Here is a 19,734-nt window from a genome sequence, read left to right on the forward strand (position 1 = left end):
CCCCCCAATTGAGGGGGCTTTTTTTTTGTGCTAAGGTCCCGGGCCAAATACACCGCCGTCCTCTCAGGAGAGTCCATGGACATTTTTTCCACTGAAACGGAATTCACGTCTCGTCATATCGGTCCCTCGGATTTCGAAGCTCAAGAAATGCTGAAGCAGCTGGGTTTCGGAACGCTCGACGAGATGAGCACGAAGGTCATCCCCAAAGCGATCCGCACCGAACACAAATACCCCGTGCTGGGCGCGGGCCTTTCGGAAGCGGAAACGCTGAAACTCTTGAAGGGCATGATGTCGAAGAACCAGGTGTACCGCACCTACATCGGCATGGGCTTCCACGACACGCTCACCCCTTCGCCGATTTTGCGTAACGTTTTGGAGTCCCCCGCTTGGTACACGGCCTATACGCCCTACCAACCCGAAATTTCGCAAGGCCGTCTGGAAGCGCTTTTGAACTTCCAAACCCTGATCATGGACATGACCGGCATGGAGATCGCGAACGCGTCGCTCTTGGATGAGGGCAGCGCTGCCGCCGAAGCCATGGCGATGACCCACGCTCTTTGCAAAAACAAAGCGGTCGACTTCATCGTGTCGCCCGGACTTCATCCCCACGTCATCGAAGTCTTGAAAACTCGCGCCGAACCCCTCGGTTTGAAAATGCACGTCGTTGAACCCGAAGATTTCAAAGGCACGCAACCCCTGTTCGCGACCTTCGTGTCTTATCCGACGACCGACGGCGTGATCCGCGATTACAAAAAACTGGCAGACTCGGTCCACGCGGGTGGCGGACTGCTGGTCGCGGATGTGGATCTGATGTCGCTTGCGCTGCTGACCCCTCCGGGTGAATGGGGCGCAGACATCGTCATCGGCAACTCGCAGCGTTTCGGCGTACCGCTCGGAAACGGCGGTCCCCACGCGGCCTTCATGGGAACGAAGGACGCTTACAAACGTCTTTTGCCCGGCCGTCTGGTCGGCGTCTCGGTGGACGCTCAAGGTAAACGCGCGCTGCGCCTGACTTTGCAGACCCGCGAACAACACATCCGTCGCGAAAAGGCGACGTCGAACATCTGCACCGCGCAGGTCCTGCTGGCGAATATGGCGAGCTTCTACGCCGTTTACCACGGTCCCGAAGGCGTGAAGCGCATCGCGACCCGCATCCACGGACTGACGCAAGTTCTGGCGGCGGGACTGACGAAGCTGGGCTTCACCGCGCCGAAGGGCGATTACTTCGACACTTTGAAAATCGAAACGGCGAAGGCCGATCAGATCTTCCAAGCGGCGGCGGCACTGAAAATCAACTTCCGCCGGATGGGCTCGGAAGGTGTCGGCGTTTCGCTGAACGAAGCGACGACCCTGGGCGACCTGGACGACATCTTCAAGGCTTTCAACGGAGGTCAAACCGCGGGCTTCACCGCGGCCGAGCTTTCGAATTCGGTGAAGGGCCTGGCCATCGGCGCGGGCTTCCAACGTCAGTCGAAGTATCTGACGCATCCGTCGTTCAACACCTACCACTCGGAAGCGGAACTCACTCGCTACATCTACGAACTGCAGGCGAAGGATCTTTCGCTGGTGCACTCGATGATTCCGCTGGGTTCTTGCACCATGAAGCTGAACGCGGTGACGGAGCTGATGCCCGTGTCGTGGCCCGAAGTCTCGAAGATCCACCCCTTCGCGCCCGTGGCGCAGATGCAGGGTTACCTCGAAATGATCCACGATCTGGAACGCAAACTCGTCGACATCACCGGCTTCAGCGCGGTGTCCTTGCAACCCAACTCGGGCGCGCAGGGCGAGTACGCGGGTCTGCTCGTGATCCGCGCGTACCATATCTCGCGCGGTGAAGAGCACCGGAACATCTGCTTGATCCCGTCCTCGGCACACGGAACCAATCCCGCCTCAGCGGTGATGGCCGGTATGGACGTCGTGGTCGTCGCCTGCGACGATCAGGGGAACGTCCGCGTCGACGATCTGAAAGCCAAAGCCGAGCAGCACAAAGAGAGACTCTCGTGCCTGATGATCACCTACCCTTCGACCCACGGCGTGTTCGAAGAGTCGATCATCGACATCTGCAAAATCGTGCACGCGAACGGCGGTCAGGTGTACATGGACGGCGCGAACTTGAACGCGCTGGTGGGACTGTGCCGTCCCGGCGACTTCGGTCCCGACGTAGCCCACATGAATTTGCACAAGACCTTCGCGATCCCCCACGGTGGTGGCGGACCCGGCGTGGGACCCATCGGCGTGGGCGCGCATCTGGCGCCCTTCCTGCCCCGGCAGACGATGATGCCCGAAAGCCTCAGCCGGCCGCACGGTCCCGCCACCGGCATCACCGCGACGACCTCGGCGCCTTGGGGTTCGGCTTCGATCCTGCCGATCTCTTGGAGCTACATCACCATGATGGGCGCGCCCGGTCTGAAGAAAGCGACTTTGACCGCGATCCTGTCCGCGAACTACATCGCCAAGCGCCTCGAGAAATCCTACCCGATCCTGTACAAGGGCCGCGAAGGTATGGTCGCGCATGAATGCATCCTGGATCTGCGTCCGCTGAAAAAAACCAGCGGCGTGGACGTGAACGACGTCGCGAAGCGTTTGATGGATTTCGGTTTCCACGCGCCCACGATGTCGTGGCCCGTGGCGGGCACCTTGATGGTGGAACCCACCGAGTCCGAGTCAAAGGCCGAACTGGATCGCTTCATCGAATCCATGCTGCAAATTCACGAAGAGGCGCTCTTGATCGAGAACAAAAAAATCGATCCCGAGAACAACCCCCTCAAAAACGCGCCCCATACGGCGCAAATGTTGATGAAAACCGAGTGGACGATGCCGTACACGCGCGAAGTGGCCGCTTATCCGCTGCCGTGGGTGCGTCGCTCAAAATACTGGCCGCCCGTGGGTCGGGTCGACAACGCGTTCGGTGATCGCAACATCGTCTGCTCGTGCCCCCCCATGGATGAGTACCAGTAATGACCGATCGGTCCCCGAAGATTCTTGCCATTCGTTTGGATAAGATCGGGGACCTCGTCTCGACTTTGCCCGCGGACGCCGCTTTTCCCGAAGGCGCGCGGGTCGTCTGGGTGATCGCGAAGGGTTTGGGATTTCTTCCCGAACACAGCGAACCCCGCCGCGAGTTCCACGAAATTTCGCTCGATACCGCGGGCCGCACGCGTTTGCGCGAGATCCTGCATGAGGAAAAGCCGGATATGACCGTGCTTTTCTACGGTCCATGGTGGGCCGCTTACGAAGCGTACCGCGCGGGCGTTCCCGCGCGGGTGGGTCGTCGCTCGCAGTGGTGGAGTTATCTGTTCTTGAATCGCGGGCTTCGTCAGTCGCGAAGCGCATCCGAAAAACACGAAGCCCAGTACAACTTCGAGCTCGCGGCCTTCGCGGGTCCGGGGATCGAGGGCGTCGCGCCTTCACTCAAATTGAAAGCGCCTTTGCTGCGTCAGATCTTCGAGAAGTTCGGGCTTCGCCGCGGCTCTTACGTCGTCGTTCATCCCGGAATGGCCGGCAGCGCGCTCAACTGGCCGACCAATCATTATGTTGAGCTGATTCGCGGACTGCTCGTGCGTGAGCCGAAGACGCAAGTTCTCGTAACCGGAACGAAGATGGACCGCGCCTGGACGGAACCCGTGCTGGCCGCCTTCAAAGGCGAAAGCCGGGTCGTCAACGCCGTCGACGCCGCGAATTTGCGCGAACTTTTGTTCCTGCTCGAAAACGCCCGCGCGGTGGTGGTGCCCTCGACCGGCGTCGCCCACTTGGCGGCCAGCCTCGGGACGCCGACGCGCGCGATTTATTCGCCCGTCCGCGCGCACGCTTCGAAACGTTGGGGGCCTCGCGGCGCGGATGTTCGCGTTTTCGAACCCGCGACGGTCGGCGAAGATCCCGCCCTGATGGCGACCATTCCCGTCGCCGAGGTCTTGGCCTCGATCCCGTCGGGAACGGACGCATGATGAACTCGGCCGAATTTTACGCGCGCATCGCGGACGTCCTCCGCGAGGACTTCGGCGTCGATCTGAATCGGGAAGCCGATCAGCGCGCGCTGGCCTCGGACATCCTGAAGATGTCGGACTTCTACGCGAACGAACCCGAGGGCATGACCCCGTGGTTCGAACCTTGGTGCCAAAGGGCGCAGCTCGCCTACTTTCTTCCCTTGAACGTCTTGCGCCTTCGCCGCGTGATCCGCGAAGGCCTGCGCGTGGGCTTTTTCAACGGCATCCGCTCGAGCGTCGATTTCGGTGCGGGGTTGGGCGCGCTGGATTTCGCCGGGCAATTGGAAAATCCACTGCAAAATCCGTCTTGGCGACGTCCCCACGAAATCGAAATCTCACCGGTCGCGCAGAAAATCCGCGCGCGCCTTGCGCCCGCCTACGAGACCTCCATCGAAGGCCCCGAACGCGAGATGGACCTGTTCATGTCGTCCTACGCGTTGACGGAGCTGATCGAGCTCGATGCCGCCGAGTTTTTGGAGCGCTCCCCAAATCTTCTGATCATCGAGCCCTCCACCCGCGATGACGGCCGCCGCCTCTCCGAATTTCGCGATCGGCTGATCGAGGCCGGCGCGCACGCTTGGGCGCCCTGCACCCACCAGGGGCGCTGCCCACTCATTTTGAACAGCGCGACCGACTGGTGCCATGACCGAGTTTTAATCGAAGGCCCCGAAGACGTGCCCTGGCGCGAAGCTTTGGAGCGCTACATGCCCATCAAAAACCGCACGCTCACGATGTCCTACCTCTATATCTCTCTGCGCAAACCGCCGGAACTCACGGGCTATGCCCGCCTGACCGGGGACGCCCTCGTGGAAAAGGGGAAAACCCGTCAGCTTTTCTGTCGGGGCGAAGCTCGTGAATTCCTGGCGTGGATGCACCGTCATGGGGAGCCGGAGCTCCATCCCCGCGGCGAACTCGTGCGCATCCCCCCGGGAGAACAAAAATCGAACGAGCTGCGAATCCAGGGGAACCTCCAAATTTTTCAAAAGGGGTGACGGGGATCGTCACTTCAACCTATTGAAACCACTGACGTTTTTCGTCATGCCTTTCCACGCTTTCGCTCAAATCTCAGTCACACCCTTTCCTTCTTTTAGGGTCACCTCACGGACCCCCTCGTAAATTCGTTCTCAACCTCCAAAACACTCGGCGCGGAACTTGGACATGTTCCCGATCGAACGGCGTCGTCGTTGGGACGGTGACCACAATTTTGAACGACATTTTTGGAGGACAGAATGAAAACGACTTTCTCGATGCTGGGCCGCCTGGGAGCCGCTCTCGCACTTGTGACCACGATGGTTGTCTCGGCCGCACACGCCAACGACAATAACGACTTCAGCCACTTGGACCCGAAGGGACTCGTTCCCAATCGCGCGCTCAGCCAAGCGGTCGCCTACTTGAAGAAGAACCGCAACGACTTTTCGAACCAACGTTATATGACGATCATCGACTTCACGAAGCCGGCGATGTCGAAACGTTTGTTCCTGATCGACTTGAACTCCGGTTCGGTCGAAGCACGGAATACGACTCATGGTTCGGGTTCGGATCCGAAACGTACCGGTTACGCGCGCATCTTCAGCAATAAGAATGGATCGAATGCGTCCTCGCTCGGTTTCTACCGCACCCTCGAAACTTACCATTCGACGAAATTCAAAGGGACCGCACTGCGCCTGCAGGGTCTGTCTTCGACGAATTCGAACGCGCACGCGCGGGCGATCGTCATGCACCCCGCTTGGTACGTGACGGAAGGTTCGAACGTCGGTCGCAGCCAAGGCTGCCCCGCGCTGGATCCCCGCTTCTCGGCGGCGGTCATCGGCAAAATCAAAAACGGTTCGCTGCTTTACATTTGGAATGGTCAATAAGGTTTGATGGTCAATAGTCTCCTGATTTTTTGGCAGGGCTTCCCCCTGACTTGAAAAGGCTATGGGTTCTTGGGGTTTTCGTTCGACCCCGTCGCGTGACCAGGCGGCGGGGTCTTTTTCGTTCAATGCACGTCACGGCTTCGCCGTCGACGCACCCTTACCGGAGTTTGGATTCTCAGTTTGATCCATTCATAAGTCCGGTTTTCCAGTCTTAGGTTACGCGTTTGTCGAGCGATGCGGGCCCTCTCCGAAACGCCCTTCGGAGGAACTCCCATGGCATTTCTACGCAAGGTCCTGCTCGCCGTTTTCGTCTTCGGCTTCGCTTTCTCGGTGGCCAACGCGAAAGACTATTCGCACCTCGATCCGGGCAAAGTCGTTCCCGCACGGGCGCTCAGCCAGGCCGTCGCTTACCTGAAAAAGTACGGCTCGGGTTTCAACAACGACGATTACATGGTCGTCATCGACTACCGCCAGCACTCCTCGAAAAAACGTTTCTACCTGGTCAACCTGCGCACCGGCGGCGTCGAACGTTACGTGACCGCCCACGGTTCGGGTTCGGATCGCAACAACGACGGCTACGCCGACAAGTTCTCGAACGCGAGCGGCTCGAACGCGACTTCGGTGGGATTTTTCCGCACGATGGGAACTTATTCGGGGAAGTGGGGCTACTCACTGCGCCTGCAGGGACTGTCGTCGACGAACTCGAACGCTTACTCACGCGCGATCGTGATTCATGGCGCGAGCTACGTTTCGCAAAATGGACACGCCGGTCGCAGCTGGGGTTGCCCGGCGCTGGATCTGAACGTCAGCGCCAGCGTGATCACCCGGATCAAGAACGGCGCGCTGATTTATGCTTGGTCGGGGCAGTAGCTCCGAACACATGACGGGGCAATAGCCCCGACTTGCCCCCCCTATTTGACTTTGGAGCGCAGGATCGCGTCCGCCGACCAGCGGCCGGGACCGGCCAGCAAGAAGAACACCGCCGCGGCGAGATACACTCCCGCGAGCTCCCAGCCCCCGACGAAACCGTCCCCCTTCTGCACGTGCACGTAAACCGCGACCGCCATGGTGATCGCCATCCCCAGCATCGAAAGCGGAATCAGCAGACCGATCACCAACGCCAAGCCTCCGCCGAACTCCGAAAGCGCCGCGAGCGCTTGGAAAATCTCGGGAACCGCGGCGTCCGGCCCCATCCAGCCGAAGGGGTTCATGATCTTCTTGTAGCCATGAGCCATCATCGCGACGCCGACGAACACCCGCAGCAGCAGAAAGGCGAGCGAGACTTTGCGGGACTCCCCGGCATTCGTGGCACTGAACAGAACTTTCAACATTGAGATCCTCCAAGTGAAAATGTCGACCCGCGAGAAGCCCCGCCAGGCCCTCTCACGATAACCGCAAGCCCCCGTCCCGCCAAGCAAACCCGGCGAGATTGACATTCAACACGCGCCCATGTTGAACAAGACATCCCCTGAATTCCGGAGGTCCCTATGACATCTGCTCAACCTCAACGCACTCCTTTGGCCCAAGCCCACGAGAAACTCGGCGGACGCATGGTCGATTTCGCCGGTTGGTGGATGCCCGTGCAGTACAAGGGCCTGAAAGAAGAGCACGCGAACGTCCGCCAGAACGTCGGCCTGTTCGACGTTTCGCATATGGGCGAAGTCCGCTTCAAAGGCCCCAATGCCCTCCCCACTTTGGAGTGGCTGACGACCAATCACGTGGCGAAGCTGCAAAAGGGCCAAGCCCAGTACTCGCTGCTGCCGAACTTCGAAGGCGGTTTGGTCGACGACATCATCATTTACTGCCTGGAGCCGAACGCCGACTACCTCGTCTGCGTGAACGCCGCGAACAAAGACAAAGACTTCCAGTGGATGACGAAAAACAACAAGGGCGCCGAAATCACCGACGAGTCCGCACAGTGGGGACAGATCGCGGTCCAAGGCCCGAAAGCGATGGAGCTTCTGAAGCGCGTTCTGGGCGCGGACGTGGACGCACTGAAATCCTTCGAGGTGAAACCCTACGAAAAGTGGGGCGGCCAGCTGCTTTTCGCGCGCACGGGCTACACCGGTGAACAGGGCGGCGAGATCTTCGTACCCGCGGCACTCACCGAAAAGCTCTGGTTCGAGCTTTTGGAAAAAGGCGCCGACCTGGGCGTGCAACCCATCGGTCTGGGCGCGCGCGATACTCTGCGCACCGAAATGAAGTACAGCCTGTACGGTCATGAAATCGACGATACGACCAATCCTTTCGAGGCGGGCCTCGGCTGGGTCGTGAAACCCGCGGCGAAAGACTTCATCGGCAAGGCGCCGATGGTCGCCGTGAAAGAAAAGGGTCTGAAACGCCAGCTCATCGGCTTTGAGCTGACCGACAAAGGGATTCCCCGCCAGGGCTACAAGATCTTGAGCCCCGATGGTCAAGAAATTGGCGTTGTGACCAGCGGAACCCTGTCCCCGAGCACCGACAAGGCCATCGGCATCGCTTATGTCGCGGCGCCTTACGCTCCCCTGGGAAGCCCCCTTCTGGTAGACATCAGGGGTCGTTCGGCCACGGCCAAGGTTTGCGAGACTCCGTTCTACAAGGCGTGAGTCGCGGACCTAGTTATTTGATTTGAATTCAAGGAGAGCCACATGGCATTTCACGTTCCCGAAGATTACTACTACACCAAAGATCACGAGTGGGCACAGGTCGACGAAAACATCGTCACCGTCGGCATCACCGAATTCGCACAAGACTCGCTGGGTGAAGTGGTCTACGTCGAGCTCCCCGAAGAGGGGCAAAAAGTAACGCAGAACGAACCCTTCGGCGTCATCGAAAGCGTGAAAGCCGTCAGTGACCTCTACGCTCCCGTCTCGGGCACCGTCATCGAAGTCAACTCGGCCCTGACCGACGATCCGTCGGTCTTGAACGACAACCCGATGAACGACGGCTGGCTCATCCGCATCGAAATGGACAGCGAAAAAGAACTAGCGAACCTGATGCGCGCGGGCGACTACAAAAAACTCATCGCCGAAGCCAACAAGTGATTTGAGGGCAACCCCTCCGAGGAATGTCCCGGGAGTTTCAGGCTTCTGGGGCGGTTCTCCGCATGCAATTCATTGCCCGAGTGGTGGAATTGGTAGACACGCTAGACTTAGGATCTAGTGCCGTAAGGTGTGCAGGTTCAAGTCCTGTCTCGGGTACCACAATAGAACCAGATGAGTTCGAATTTCAAAGATAAGATCCTGTGTTTTGACAGCGCCCCGTTCTGGGCGTAACTCCGTTCGTGAAGTCGAAAGACTTCAACGCCGATTTGAGTGCAGCTTGCGGGCGTAAAACAGCTAAAGCGTAGAATCCCGAGTCCCGTCTTCGCGGCTCCCTATTCCACCCTTCCGTGTTTTACCCCTGCGCTCCCGTCGGCCCCTGCGATGGAGTCGAAGTGTTTGAGTTAAAGAAGATCTCGAAATCGTTCCGCGGCCCCGACGGCAAAAGCCTGCCGGTCCTGCGCCAGCTCTCGCTCGAAGTGAAAACTGGCGAAATTCACGGACTGATCGGGCTTTCCGGCGCGGGAAAGTCGACCGCGCTGCGAATCTTCAACCTGCTCGAAAAACCCGAAGACGGAGACGTTGTGATCGAGGGCCGCGCGCTTGCGCCGCTCAAGCCCCGCGAACTGCGGGAGGTGCGGCAAAAAATCGGGATGATCTTCCAGCAGTTCAATTTGCTCTCGAACAAAAGTGTCGCGGAAAACGTGGCGCTCCCTTTGAAAATCGCGGGCTGGCCCAAAGAAGAAATCCGCGCGCGGGTGGAAGAATGCCTGAAGCTCGTCGGACTTCTTGAAAAAATCGAAAGCTATCCCCACCAGCTTTCCGGAGGACAAAAACAAAGGGTCGCCATCGCGCGCGGGATCGCGAATCACCCGCAGCTGCTGCTGGCGGACGAGCCGACCAGCGCGCTGGACCCGATCACCAAACGCGACGTCCTGGAATGCCTGCAACACATCAATCGCACGCTGGGCCTGACGATCATCATCACGACGCACGAAATGAACGTCATCCGCAAGATCTGCCACCGCGTTTCGATTCTGGACGCGGGCACGGTCGGCGAGGTGCTTGAGGTCCAAGATCACGCGATTCATCCGACCTCCCCCATCGGCAAAATGCTTTTGGAGATCGCATGAGTTTCGAATTCGGACCCGAACTTTACCAAGCGAGTCTCGAGACTTTGCAGATGCTTTCGATCGGCCTGAGCGCCGCCCTCGTCTTCGGCGGCGCCCTCGGCATCTTGCTTTATCTCTGGCGACCGGACGGACTGCGCCCAAATCGTTTTCTGGCGTTCACGGTGGGGGGACTCATCAATGTGATCCGTTCCTTCCCCTTCGTGATTCTGCTGATTTCCATAGGTCCGCTGACCCGCGCGATCACGGGGACCACCATCGGTCCCGTCGCGGCGTCGGTCCCGCTCGCGATCGCGGCGATCGCCTATTTCGCGCGGCTGGTGGAGCTCGCTTTGAACGAAGTCCCGCGCGGGATCATCGAAGCCGCGGTGGGGATGGGGGCTTCGACCCCTCGGATCGTCTTTAGCGTCCTCATCGTCGAGGCGAAGTCCGCCTTGATTTTGGGGTTCACCACCTTGGCCGTGAGTTTCGTTTCGTACTCGGCCGCTGCGGGAATCGTGGGCGGCGGCGGGATCGGCGACCTGGCCATCCGCTACGGATATTACCGTTTTCAAACCGACGTCATGGTCGTGACCGTCGCGGGTTTGATCTTGATCGTCCAACTGATTCAATTCACCGGGAACCGCGTGGCGGCCCGCTACAATCGTAAATAGGAGTCCTCATGAAAATCCTGCTCCAACTCGCGCTGGCCATCCTCATCGGTGCGCCCGCGCTCGCGGCGAAGACTTTGACCATCGGCACGACGGCGGGTGACTTCGCCAACCTCGCCAAGGACGGTCTGAAGCCGATCCTCGAGAAGAAGGGCTACCAAGTCCGCGTGATCGAGTTCACCGACTACGTGACGCCGAACATCGCCCTGGCCGAGGGCCGCATCGATGCCAACATCTTTCAACACAAACCCTATCTCGAAACCTTCGCGAAAGAAAAAGGGCTGGCGCTGAAGCCGCTCGCGCAGGTGCCGACGGCCCCGCTGGGTCTCTATGCGGGAAAACGTAAGGCCCTCGCGGACGTTTCGCCCGGCGCGACGATCGCCGTTCCGAACGATCCCACGAATCTGGCGCGCGCGCTGCGGATTCTGGCGGATCAGGGTTGGATCGAGCTCGCCCCCAACGCGAATCCGCTGCTCGTCGGCACGAAGGACATTGCGAAGAACCCGAAGAACCTGAAAGTCCTGCCGCTCGAGGCGGCACAAATCCCGCGCGCGACGCAGGACGTAGATTTCGCGGTCATCAACGGCAACTACGCGACGAACGCGGGCATCGCGCTCGACTCGGCATTGACGCGGGAGAAGTCCGACGACTTCATCAACTGGGCCGTCGTCGCCGAGAAGAACCTGCAAGCCGAGTTCGCCCAAGATCTGCGGACCGCCTTGAACTCGGATGAATTCAAAGCCTACGCGGATCGTCGATTCAAAGGCTACAAACGCCCTTCGGCATGGACCAAGTGATGAGCCGAGGCGCGGACTACGAAAAGAGCTGGGCCCCCGCGTATCAGGAGATCGCCACGAAACTCGAGCCCCGGTTGCGCGAGCTTCTGCAGGACGCCGACTTGAATTTGCACTCATTGAACGGTCGGATCAAAACCCGCGCCAGTTTGGAAAAGAAACTCGCGCGACCCGACCGGGACTACGCGAGCCTCGGCGAAGTGACGGATCTGCTCGCCTTCCGGATCGTGACCTACTCGGAAGACACGATCCCGCGGGTCGCGCATCTGATCGAGTCCGCTTTCGACGTCGACTACTCGAATTCGGTCAATCGTCTGCAAAGCGACGACTCACGGAAGTTCGGTTACCGGTCGTTGCATTACGTCTGCGCCATTCCGGCGGAGTGGCGCGCGCTTCTTCCCGCCCACATCGAAACGCCCCGCTTCGAATTGCAAATCCGCACGATCCTGCAGCACGCGTGGGCCGAGATCGAACACGACTTGGGTTACAAATCCGATGCGGAGTTACCCGGTGACTTGCGCCGCCGCTTCAGTCAGATCGCGAGCCTTCTCGAGATCGCCGACCGCGAGTTCGTCGCCATCCGGGATTCGCTCAAGGATTATGAAACGCGACTGCGGCAGACGGATTTTCAAAACCAAGTCGAGCTGGATCTGCTGTCCCTGAACTCCGTTTTGGAACGGGCCGAGATCCGCGAGATCGACCGCGAGGTCGCCGCATATCTGGATCTGCCGCTGGTGGAGGAAACGTTTTATCCCGAATACCTGCTGCGGGTCGTGCGGGCCGCGGACCTCGCGCGGGTGGAAGAGCTCTTGGCCGCTCTCGTGCAAGAGCGCGGCGGCCTCGCGCCGTTCTTGAAAGCGTATTTCGAGTTCGCGCACAAGGAGTGGAATCTCGAGCTCAGGCACGTGCAACGTGGCTACGGCCTTCTTTTCATCGCCCACCTCCGGCTTCTGCGCGTGGAGGATCTGAACATCGACAAGGTCTCGCGGCTGACGCGGTTTTATCTCGAGATCGACGCGCCGGACGATCCCGAGCGGGCGCGACGCGCGGCCCGCGCCCTCGTCGCTCAACTGCCGTTGGCGTCTCGGGCCGAGACGCCGAAGATCTAAACGGATCGGTCAACCTCGACATCCTTCCGGGCTCCTTTCCCCGCGACAATCGTGCGCGGGGTTGGCCCCGCATTTTGCATTATCGAAAAGTGGGGTAGGAAAAAGGGGGATCATCTTGGGACGTCGTCGTATCTCTACCGCACTTTCGCTCGCGCTCGCCACCGGCCTTCTCATCACCGCTTTCCAGAACTGCGGCCAAGGCTTCGCTTCGGATCCTGAAGTTCAAGCGTCACTCAATACCGAACCTGAAGGTCGCGATCCCGGATTGGTCGATCCCGTCCTTCCCGGATCTTCGGGCTTCAAAGCCGGCGACACCTTCAACGCGAAGTTGATTCCTTATGCGCCCAAAGGTCGCCTTATTGACGACTTGAAAAAGTACGCCGCGCTCACCACGCTGAAAGCGATCGCCGTCGCGCCTTCGGGCGTCGGTCTCGCCGTCGGCAATTCACGTTTCGAAAGTCAGGACGAAGCGAACCAGATCGTTCTTGAGTGGTGCCAACTGCTGGCGCACGACGAGCCTTGCGGACTCTTGGCCGAAGGCAACAAGTTCAAGTTCGACGAAGCGGCGTTCTTGACCCAGCAGATCTCGATGATCGATTCGGGCATGCGCGACGTGGACGTCGCGCGTATTCCCGGATTTCTGAAGTACTGGGAAGCTCTGTTCAAAGACCAATGGGAAAACTCGAAGGAAGATTACAACGCCATCGCCTTCGGCCTTTACGGGAAGGTCCTGCGCGGTTGGGGGAAATCCCAGGTCGAAGCGAATCGCCGCGCGCTGGAAATATGCGAAGCGCTCGACGAAAACCACTGTACGCTGTACGCCGAAGGCAACACCGTGCACTTCAACGTTTCGTCCTTCAACTTCAACACGACCGTGCGTCATTTGAAGTTCGCGCCGTTGTCTTTTTCGGCGGCGTCGATTCCATTCATCTCGGACGCGCAACGCGCGGCCTCGTACATCACCGGCATCCGCAAACTCGCGAATGACGGAGAAAAACCCGTCCTCGCGATCTCGCGCTACGGTCACTTGTGGGTTCAGTACGACAAAAACAAAACCATCGAGCAAAACGCCGCGGTCGCGTTAGCAAAATGTAACGAAGATCTGCACAAAGGCGGTAACGCCCAGCTCGGTTGCGTGGTGTACTCGCAAAACGACCAGGTCGTTTTGACCCGCGCCGCAATGACCGCCGCGAAGTTCTAAGCGGCCGCTCTAAAAGTCCTCGGCGCTTGCCCCCACGGGCCGGCGCCGTTAAGCTGACCTCATGAAAACAACGATCGCACTTCTGATCTTGATGCTGACCGCGGGCTGCACCAGCCCCTCCGCGCCGAAAGCCACCGGGGACTTCAAAGACTTCCGCTCCGAGTTCGCGCTCGCGAACCGCAAGCTCCACGAATCATTGAAGTTCACCACCGGTTTTAGCTTCATGTCGTTCGGTGAAAGTGCCTACCGCGAAAAGATGCGCGAACAAAATCCCGAGCTCTACCGTGAGCTCGAAACTTTCGATGAGCTGAAAGTGGGAAGCAGCCCGTCCTCATTCGTCGTCTGCGTGAAATCCGTCAAAGAGAACATCGCGATCTGCGACAACTCGGGAACCTCCGTCGTCGACCGCGTGAAGGTGACCACCCCGCTGCCGGACCTGCAAACGTTGATGGACGAGGTCCGCGGCCCCTGAGTCCCGGATCGAGACGACCGGGTTGATCATGTCAGCCACGCCCCCGCGCCGATCGGCGAAACTGGATTCACAGGGGGCAAGATGAACACCAAATCCTTCCAAGTCGGCGCATTGATCCTGATGGCGATTCTGATGAGTGCCTGCAGCCCGGTTCGTGAATCCGGCTTGATCACCGCGAATAGCTCTGCGGGACTGGCTCAAGATAACCTGCCCCAAGAGGGAATCACCTTCCTGGATTTGACCAGCACGAACGCGAGCCGCAACGTCTTCCGCGCACGCTGCGCTTCTTGCCACAACGAAAACACACCCACCGCCGGATTGAACGTCATGGATTTCAATGCCGCGAAAGCCAAGTCCGCACGGATCCTCGCGCGGATGCGCTCGAGCAGCAACCCGATGCCGCCGAATCGCCAACTGGCCGACGCCGAGATCCGCCAAGTCGAGGCCTGGGTGCAGGAAGGGCTGCGGTAACGTCTCGGAAAAAGACGGCATCACGACTGCTTCTTCATACCGTCATGAAAAGAAATACCGGATGCGCCGGCTTGGGACCGGCGTGCGTTTTTTCACCCACCCCACCCGTTTTGCGAGAGACTGATCGGGTTGCGTTGAGTAGCGCATACGGAGGAGACTTAATGTCGAATGTGATCCGGAGTCTGAAAACCAACGGCTATAATCTTGAGGAAGCTTACTTCCACAAAAAGGACCGCGAGCTGATCGAACAGATGCGCGAAGAAGCCAAAAAAGAGGAAGGCGCGAAGGTCATCGACATGGCCAAGTGGAAAAACGCGAAGTCTCCTCCCACGACGACGGAAGAAGCCCTGCCCACCGGGGGCAAGAAAGCCTCTTAAATTCGTTCCCGCACCTCGGGAACCACCTGGAGCGCCCCCCGCGGGCGCTCTTTTCATTGGCGGTCCTGTAAAAGCTCCCCGGGGGCTTTCAAATCCACCGCGAAGCTGCGACTCTCGGCCCATGATGTTTTGGAAGACCTTCGCCGTCGTCTTGAGTCTGACCCCTTCCGCATTCGCGAGCTCTTACATCATGGCCGCGCAAGCGCCCAAAGCCGAACGCACGCGACACCAAAACGCCATCGACTCCACGATCCCCGTCCACTTCCCGAAACAAAAATGCACCGGCGTTTTCGTCGGCCGCACGGGCGAGCTGCTGACCAACCTGCACTGCGTGGAGCCCTGCCTGCAGGAAACGCCCGCAACGCTCCAGACCGAAAAGCTCACGGACAGCGAGGTTCGCCTCATGCGTCCCACGAAGGAAGCGATCGGGCACCGCTGCCCGCTTCGTTTTGGCAAAAAGCTCGCTGACGGCAATGCCGAGATCCTGGCGATCTTCGGCCCCGGCTGGATCGAGCCGCGCGAAGCGCTGACCTTGATGGCCCTGTTCGCGCCCGAACAGGTCACGGAATTGATGTCGAACGGTTTCGAAGGGCGCGGCGATCTCGTGCTGGTGCGCCTGCGGACCGCCGCCACCGCCGCCGCGAACCAGGACGCGCGGATGACGTCCCCGGCATGCGCGGAGCTTTCCGAGGACCAACGCGATCCCGTCCCGAACGTCCTGGGACTGGCGTACCCGCTGCTCGCGCGCAAGACGGACAATCCTTTCGCGCCGCTTTTGACTTTGGGCACGACGCTGATGTGGACCCGCGGTGAGATGACCGCCGACGCAAACACTTACGATAAAAACGCCGAGATCGGCGAAGCGAAAGACGCGCTCAAGTGGATGTTCCCCGGCGGAACTCTGATGAGTTCCATCGACGGGGAAAAGGGCGCGAGCGGCTCCCCGGTTTTCGACGAGCTCGACCGGGTCGTGGCCATCGTGCGCTCCACCTGGAAAGCCGAAGGCACGAACTACATTCCCTGGCGGACCCAAGCCGTGGATCTGCGGGTGCATCGTTCCGCGATCACCCAAGCCTTGGGCGCGAACGCCTGCCGCTAAACAGACGCGGCCAGTAGAATCCAGATCGCGTAGCTCACGAACATCAAGGCCGCAAAGCGGTGGATCCACTTCATCGGAATCACGCGCGTGACACGCTCACCGAAAATGACGGCCAACCCGTCCGCGACGAGCATCCCGGCCGTGGTGCCGATCGTGACCCAGAACCAGCTTTGGGTTTGCGCCGCAAGGGCGACCGTGGAGAGTTGGGTTTTGTCACCCATCTCGGCCAAAAAGAAAACCACGAGGGTCGTCAGAAATGCGCCGTACTTGGCCGAAACTTCGCCATCGTCCTCTTTGTCGGGAATCAGCACCCAAATCGCGAACCCCAAAAAGGCGGCGGCCAGAACCCACGCCATCGTCTGTGGCGAAATCTGATTGCTGATCCACACGCCGACGCTTGCGGCCAGCAAGTGGTTCAGAATCGTCGCGACCAGAATGCCCATCATGACGGGAACCGGGCGCTTGAATCGCGTCGCCAAGACGAATGCCAAGAGCTGGGTTTTGTCGCCCATCTCGGTGATCAGAATCGTGATAAAACCTTGAAGTAAAATTTCGAGTGCGCCCACGGACTTTCTCTTTCGCTAAAGCTCGGATCGGACGCTTCGATTTTGAAGGAAGGGCGGGAGCCCGAATTCAAACGCGAAACGACACGGTCCAAACAAATTGAACTCATGTCAGTCTCGCGGAGGTTCCGTTGGAACCTTGTGGCGGCCGGGGGTTATGCCCAGTATGTCGACCGTCACTCCGTGGATTCAGGGACCCACGATTCGCTACTCCCTAACAATTCCAGGTGTAAACCAGTTGAGAGACCCCCGTCAAGGGATCGGTTGGTGATTGGACCACGGCGGAAAGTCGCCCAGATCGTATTCCGGGTTACGCCCCAAATCCAAAACGCGATTCCACTCTTCGATCATGAAGAAGTTCTCGTCCATGATCGCGCGACGGGCTTGGCTGCCCGCTTTGTAATCGCAGAGTGAATCGGGATCGTAGCTATGCGACGAACAAATCGAAACGTCCACCGCGCTGTCCATTTGGCGAACCCACTCCGCGACGGGCAAGGGTTTGTACTGATCCATCGACGGATCGAGGACGAAAACGTCGTTCCCCACGCGCACGACCGGGGCCACGTGATACCACCACGTCACCAGCCCATCGGGGTGGAAGTCCGTGCGCACTTGCAGATTTCCGAAGACGAAAATCTTGCCCGGTTTGGTGAGGCCCAGATTTCCGGCCTCCTCGTTCATCAACTCCGCACGCGCGAAACAGCCGTTGTCGGGGAACAGCCAGGTCAGGCGACGCGCGCGGCCCTTACCGTCTTTCAAGATTCTTTTATCGCGCACGTTTTGGAAAAGCTTCGCCAGGTCCGCTTCGGAAATTTCCGGAACGCGGGTCCAATCGGTGTTGCGATAAGATTGACGGACGTTGTACACGCTCGCGTTCGCGTGTCCCGTGTATTGGCTGAAGACTTCGTGATGAAGCGCCATCTCTTGAAAGCTGGTCGCCTTCGGGCGCACGGGTGAAAGCCCGCTGGGACCGACGAGCGCATCTTCGATGCGCAACGCGTGGGTCGTGAAACTCAAACTGGATGCAATCAGGAAAGCGACGAAACGACCCATTTTTCCCCCTCGAAAAAAGTGGTCTCTTTGCGAAGGGAGTTAAACCGAAGGGCGGATTCAGCGTCAAAACCGAAGTGGTTCGTTTTCGGTTTTGACTAAGGGCGACATCGCGCTTCCTTATGGAGCTCATTGCGGGCGCAAAGCACACGGGTCATTTGGGGGAGTTGCAGACGGCCCGCCAACGTCCAGGCGCTGATTCCGGCGGCATCGGCCACGCGCGGATCGGCGCCCGCCTTCATCAAGATCTCCGCGACCGGTGTATTCATGTCCTCCACGGCGAGATAGAGGGGCGTCCGGCCCGCTTTATCGCGGAGGTCCACCCGCGCGCCCGCCGCCGCAAGCGCCGCCACGAGGCGCGGCTCACCTTTACTGGCCGCGAAATGCAGAGCGGTCCAACCGTTCGCGTCCACGAAGTCGACCTGCGCCTTCGCGTCCAGCAACATCGTCAGCGGACCGGTCCGGGTCTTCTGCGCGGCGATCATCAAAGGCGTTACCCCTGCGGCATCCACGGGATCCATCGAGCCACCCGCCGCATACAATTTCGAAATCGCGCGTAAGGCGTCCCCGGTCACCGCCATGTGCAGCGCCGTTTGCCCATCACGGTCCTGGGCCCCGACACTCGCGCCGTTTTGCAAAAGCCATTCGACGACTTCGGCGCGATCGCGGAAGCTCGCGGTCATCAGCGCGGTCAATCCATCGTCGTTGCGCGAGTCGACCGGCGTCCCGCGCGCGACGGCCTCACGGACGGCCTCGACATCCCCCGCCGCCGCCGCAAGAAGAAGTTCCGCCTCCGGTTTCGGTGCGAGGGTCGCGCATCCCCCCAAAAAAAGAACGAGCCAGACGAATTTTCGCATGGTGGAATTCTGCGCCATCTTGGGGGATGTGGCTACCAATCTTGACGTTGCCGCGAACCGACGCGAGAGTCGCAAGAGGGGGTAAGCGCATGCAACGCCGAACCAAAATTTCAACAGCCGCGGCGAACGGAGAGTTTCTTTGGGTCGACGTCGTTTCGCCCACCGTCGAAGAAGTCACCGCGCTGGCGGAGGAGTTCCGCTTGCACCCCACGTCCGTACAGGACTGTTTGGACCCGGAGCACTTACCCAAGTACGAGAAGATCGGCGAGATCAATTTCCTGATCGTGCGGACTTTCGACGAACATTGCGGCGAAGAGTGCGACGAGGTTCAGGAGCTCACGCGGAAGATCGCCGTTTTCTACACTCCGCATTTTCTTTTGACCGTGCACCGCACGGATCAGGGCTTCGTCGAAAATATGCGCGAAAAGTGGGGCGCGGTCGGCGCCCGCAGCGAAGGTGAGGTTTTACCCGCGCTGCTTTACGAAATTCTGCTCGGGACGCTTGTTTCTTACGAGGCGCCCATCGACGCCGCGCTGAACGATCTCGAAAAGTTAGAGATGAGCGTTTTCGGCACGCGCGGCAGTCAGCCCTTCCACATCGAGAACGGCTACTATCTGCGCCGACGGGCGGCCGCGTTCAAACGCATCATCCGCATGACTTTCGACGTTCTGCCGAAGGTCGCGGCGACCATGGACAAGGTCCCCACCAAATACCAAGACCTGAAAGATGAAGTCGATTCGTTGATTTTTTACGCGGATGAGCTTCTCGATAACGTGAACACGCTTTTGAATCTGCACATCTCGCTGGCGTCCCAAAAACTCAACGAAGCGACCTACAGCACGGGTGAGGTCGTTCGCGTCCTGACCGTCTTCTCGGTCTTCGTTTTGCCTTTGAACTTGGTCACGGGAATTTACGGGATGAACTTCAAACATATTCCCGAGCTCGAGTGGGTCGCCGGTTATCCGATGGCGCTGGGGTTGATGGCCGTGATCGTGATCGCGATTTATGTCTACTTCAACCGGAAGGGTTGGCTGCGGCGCTAGGCGAAGCCGACGAAGAAGCCGGACCGGCCAAAGCGCTCCGAGAGCAGGAGGAACATCTT

General features: G+C 59.5%; 21 protein-coding genes and 1 tRNA gene. 18 read left to right on the forward strand and 4 right to left on the reverse strand.

What is annotated here, in order from left to right; all coding sequences use genetic code 11:
• Positions 1-75 precede the first annotated feature (75 nt).
• The 5 genes from gcvP (at position 76) to KF767_12525 (ending at position 6,709) form a co-directional block, all read left to right on the forward strand.
• Positions 76-2,958, forward strand: a complete 2,883-nt coding sequence (gene gcvP / locus KF767_12505) for an aminomethyl-transferring glycine dehydrogenase (protein ID MBX3018706.1) — start codon at positions 76-78, stop codon at positions 2,956-2,958.
• On the forward strand, positions 2,958-3,944 hold the full coding sequence (locus KF767_12510) for a glycosyltransferase family 9 protein (GenBank protein ID MBX3018707.1): 987 nt from the start codon (positions 2,958-2,960) through the stop codon (positions 3,942-3,944). Before gcvP ends, KF767_12510 begins: the two co-directional genes overlap by 1 nt.
• Positions 3,941-4,975: a hypothetical protein gene (locus tag KF767_12515; GenBank protein ID MBX3018708.1), complete on the forward strand. Its 1,035-nt coding sequence runs from the start codon at positions 3,941-3,943 to the stop codon at positions 4,973-4,975. Before KF767_12510 ends, KF767_12515 begins: the two co-directional genes overlap by 4 nt.
• Before the next feature lie 237 nt (positions 4,976-5,212).
• On the forward strand, positions 5,213-5,839 hold the full coding sequence (locus KF767_12520) for a murein L,D-transpeptidase catalytic domain family protein (GenBank protein MBX3018709.1): 627 nt from the start codon (positions 5,213-5,215) through the stop codon (positions 5,837-5,839).
• Positions 5,840-6,112: 273 nt separating this feature from the next.
• On the forward strand, positions 6,113-6,709 hold the full coding sequence (locus KF767_12525; protein MBX3018710.1) for a murein L,D-transpeptidase catalytic domain family protein: 597 nt from the start codon (positions 6,113-6,115) through the stop codon (positions 6,707-6,709).
• Between the two features lie 41 nt (positions 6,710-6,750).
• Here the strand turns inward: KF767_12525 and KF767_12530 are convergent, their stop codons facing one another.
• Positions 6,751-7,170 carry a DoxX family protein gene (locus KF767_12530; protein ID MBX3018711.1) on the reverse strand — a complete coding sequence of 140 codons (420 nt, stop codon included), beginning with the start codon at positions 7,168-7,170 and terminating at the stop codon, positions 6,751-6,753.
• A 156-nt stretch (positions 7,171-7,326) separates the two neighbouring features.
• On the opposite strand from KF767_12530, the gene gcvT reads away from it, so the two are divergent.
• The 12 genes from gcvT to KF767_12590 all read left to right on the forward strand — a co-directional run bounded on the left by gcvT (position 7,327) and on the right by KF767_12590 (position 16,162).
• Entirely contained in the window at positions 7,327-8,424 is a 1,098-nt protein-coding gene (gene gcvT, locus KF767_12535; GenBank protein MBX3018712.1) for a glycine cleavage system aminomethyltransferase GcvT, read from the forward strand.
• Between the two features lie 42 nt (positions 8,425-8,466).
• Positions 8,467-8,862 (forward strand): glycine cleavage system protein GcvH, encoded by a 396-nt coding sequence (gcvH, locus tag KF767_12540; GenBank protein ID MBX3018713.1) that lies wholly within the window; start codon positions 8,467-8,469, stop codon positions 8,860-8,862.
• 74 nt (positions 8,863-8,936) lie between these two features.
• A tRNA-Leu gene (locus KF767_12545) sits at positions 8,937-9,021 on the forward strand.
• Positions 9,022-9,254: 233 nt separating this feature from the next.
• Complete coding sequence (locus KF767_12550; GenBank protein MBX3018714.1) at positions 9,255-9,992, forward strand: ATP-binding cassette domain-containing protein; 738 nt, start codon at positions 9,255-9,257, stop codon at positions 9,990-9,992.
• The gene (locus tag KF767_12555; GenBank protein MBX3018715.1) at positions 9,989-10,642 is read left to right on the forward strand and encodes an ABC transporter permease; all 654 of its coding nucleotides are present in this window, start codon (positions 9,989-9,991) and stop codon (positions 10,640-10,642) included. The genes KF767_12550 and KF767_12555 overlap by 4 nt, the downstream gene beginning before the upstream one ends.
• Positions 10,643-10,650: 8 nt before the next feature.
• Positions 10,651-11,436, forward strand: coding sequence for a hypothetical protein (locus tag KF767_12560; GenBank protein MBX3018716.1), 786 nt, complete (start codon positions 10,651-10,653; stop codon positions 11,434-11,436).
• Positions 11,436-12,542 (forward strand): hypothetical protein, encoded by a 1,107-nt coding sequence (locus tag KF767_12565; protein MBX3018717.1) that lies wholly within the window; start codon positions 11,436-11,438, stop codon positions 12,540-12,542. Before KF767_12560 ends, KF767_12565 begins: the two co-directional genes overlap by 1 nt.
• 115 nt (positions 12,543-12,657) lie before the next feature.
• On the forward strand, positions 12,658-13,743 hold the full coding sequence (locus KF767_12570) for a hypothetical protein (protein ID MBX3018718.1): 1,086 nt from the start codon (positions 12,658-12,660) through the stop codon (positions 13,741-13,743).
• A 61-nt stretch (positions 13,744-13,804) separates the two neighbouring features.
• A complete protein-coding gene (locus KF767_12575) occupies positions 13,805-14,215 on the forward strand; it encodes a hypothetical protein (GenBank protein ID MBX3018719.1) in 411 nt (136 codons plus the stop codon).
• An 81-nt stretch (positions 14,216-14,296) separates the two neighbouring features.
• A complete protein-coding gene (locus KF767_12580; GenBank protein ID MBX3018720.1) occupies positions 14,297-14,686 on the forward strand; it encodes a hypothetical protein in 390 nt (129 codons plus the stop codon).
• A 161-nt stretch (positions 14,687-14,847) separates the two neighbouring features.
• Entirely contained in the window at positions 14,848-15,063 is a 216-nt protein-coding gene (locus KF767_12585; GenBank protein ID MBX3018721.1) for a hypothetical protein, read from the forward strand.
• Between the two features lie 121 nt (positions 15,064-15,184).
• Complete coding sequence (locus tag KF767_12590; GenBank protein MBX3018722.1) at positions 15,185-16,162, forward strand: trypsin-like peptidase domain-containing protein; 978 nt, start codon at positions 15,185-15,187, stop codon at positions 16,160-16,162.
• Here the strand turns inward: KF767_12590 and KF767_12595 are convergent.
• From KF767_12595 to KF767_12605, 3 genes are all read right to left on the reverse strand, one after another.
• Positions 16,159-16,674 carry a TMEM165/GDT1 family protein gene (locus KF767_12595; GenBank protein MBX3018723.1) on the reverse strand — a complete coding sequence of 172 codons (516 nt, stop codon included), beginning with the start codon at positions 16,672-16,674 and terminating at the stop codon, positions 16,159-16,161. The two genes, KF767_12590 and KF767_12595, sit on opposite strands and share 4 nt — an antisense overlap.
• Before the next feature lie 303 nt (positions 16,675-16,977).
• On the reverse strand, positions 16,978-17,778 hold the full coding sequence (locus KF767_12600; protein MBX3018724.1) for a hypothetical protein: 801 nt from the start codon (positions 17,776-17,778) through the stop codon (positions 16,978-16,980).
• 95 nt (positions 17,779-17,873) lie between these two features.
• On the reverse strand, positions 17,874-18,632 hold the full coding sequence (locus tag KF767_12605) for an ankyrin repeat domain-containing protein (GenBank protein MBX3018725.1): 759 nt from the start codon (positions 18,630-18,632) through the stop codon (positions 17,874-17,876).
• Positions 18,633-18,721: 89 nt separating this feature from the next.
• On the opposite strand from KF767_12605, the gene KF767_12610 reads away from it, so the two are divergent.
• Positions 18,722-19,675 (forward strand): hypothetical protein, encoded by a 954-nt coding sequence (locus tag KF767_12610; protein MBX3018726.1) that lies wholly within the window; start codon positions 18,722-18,724, stop codon positions 19,673-19,675.
• The last annotated feature ends 59 nt before the right edge of the window (positions 19,676-19,734 follow it).

The organism is Pseudobdellovibrionaceae bacterium (assembly GCA_019637875.1).
Taxonomy (GTDB): Bacteria; Bdellovibrionota; Bdellovibrionia; order Bdellovibrionales; family Bdellovibrionaceae; genus JAHBUW01.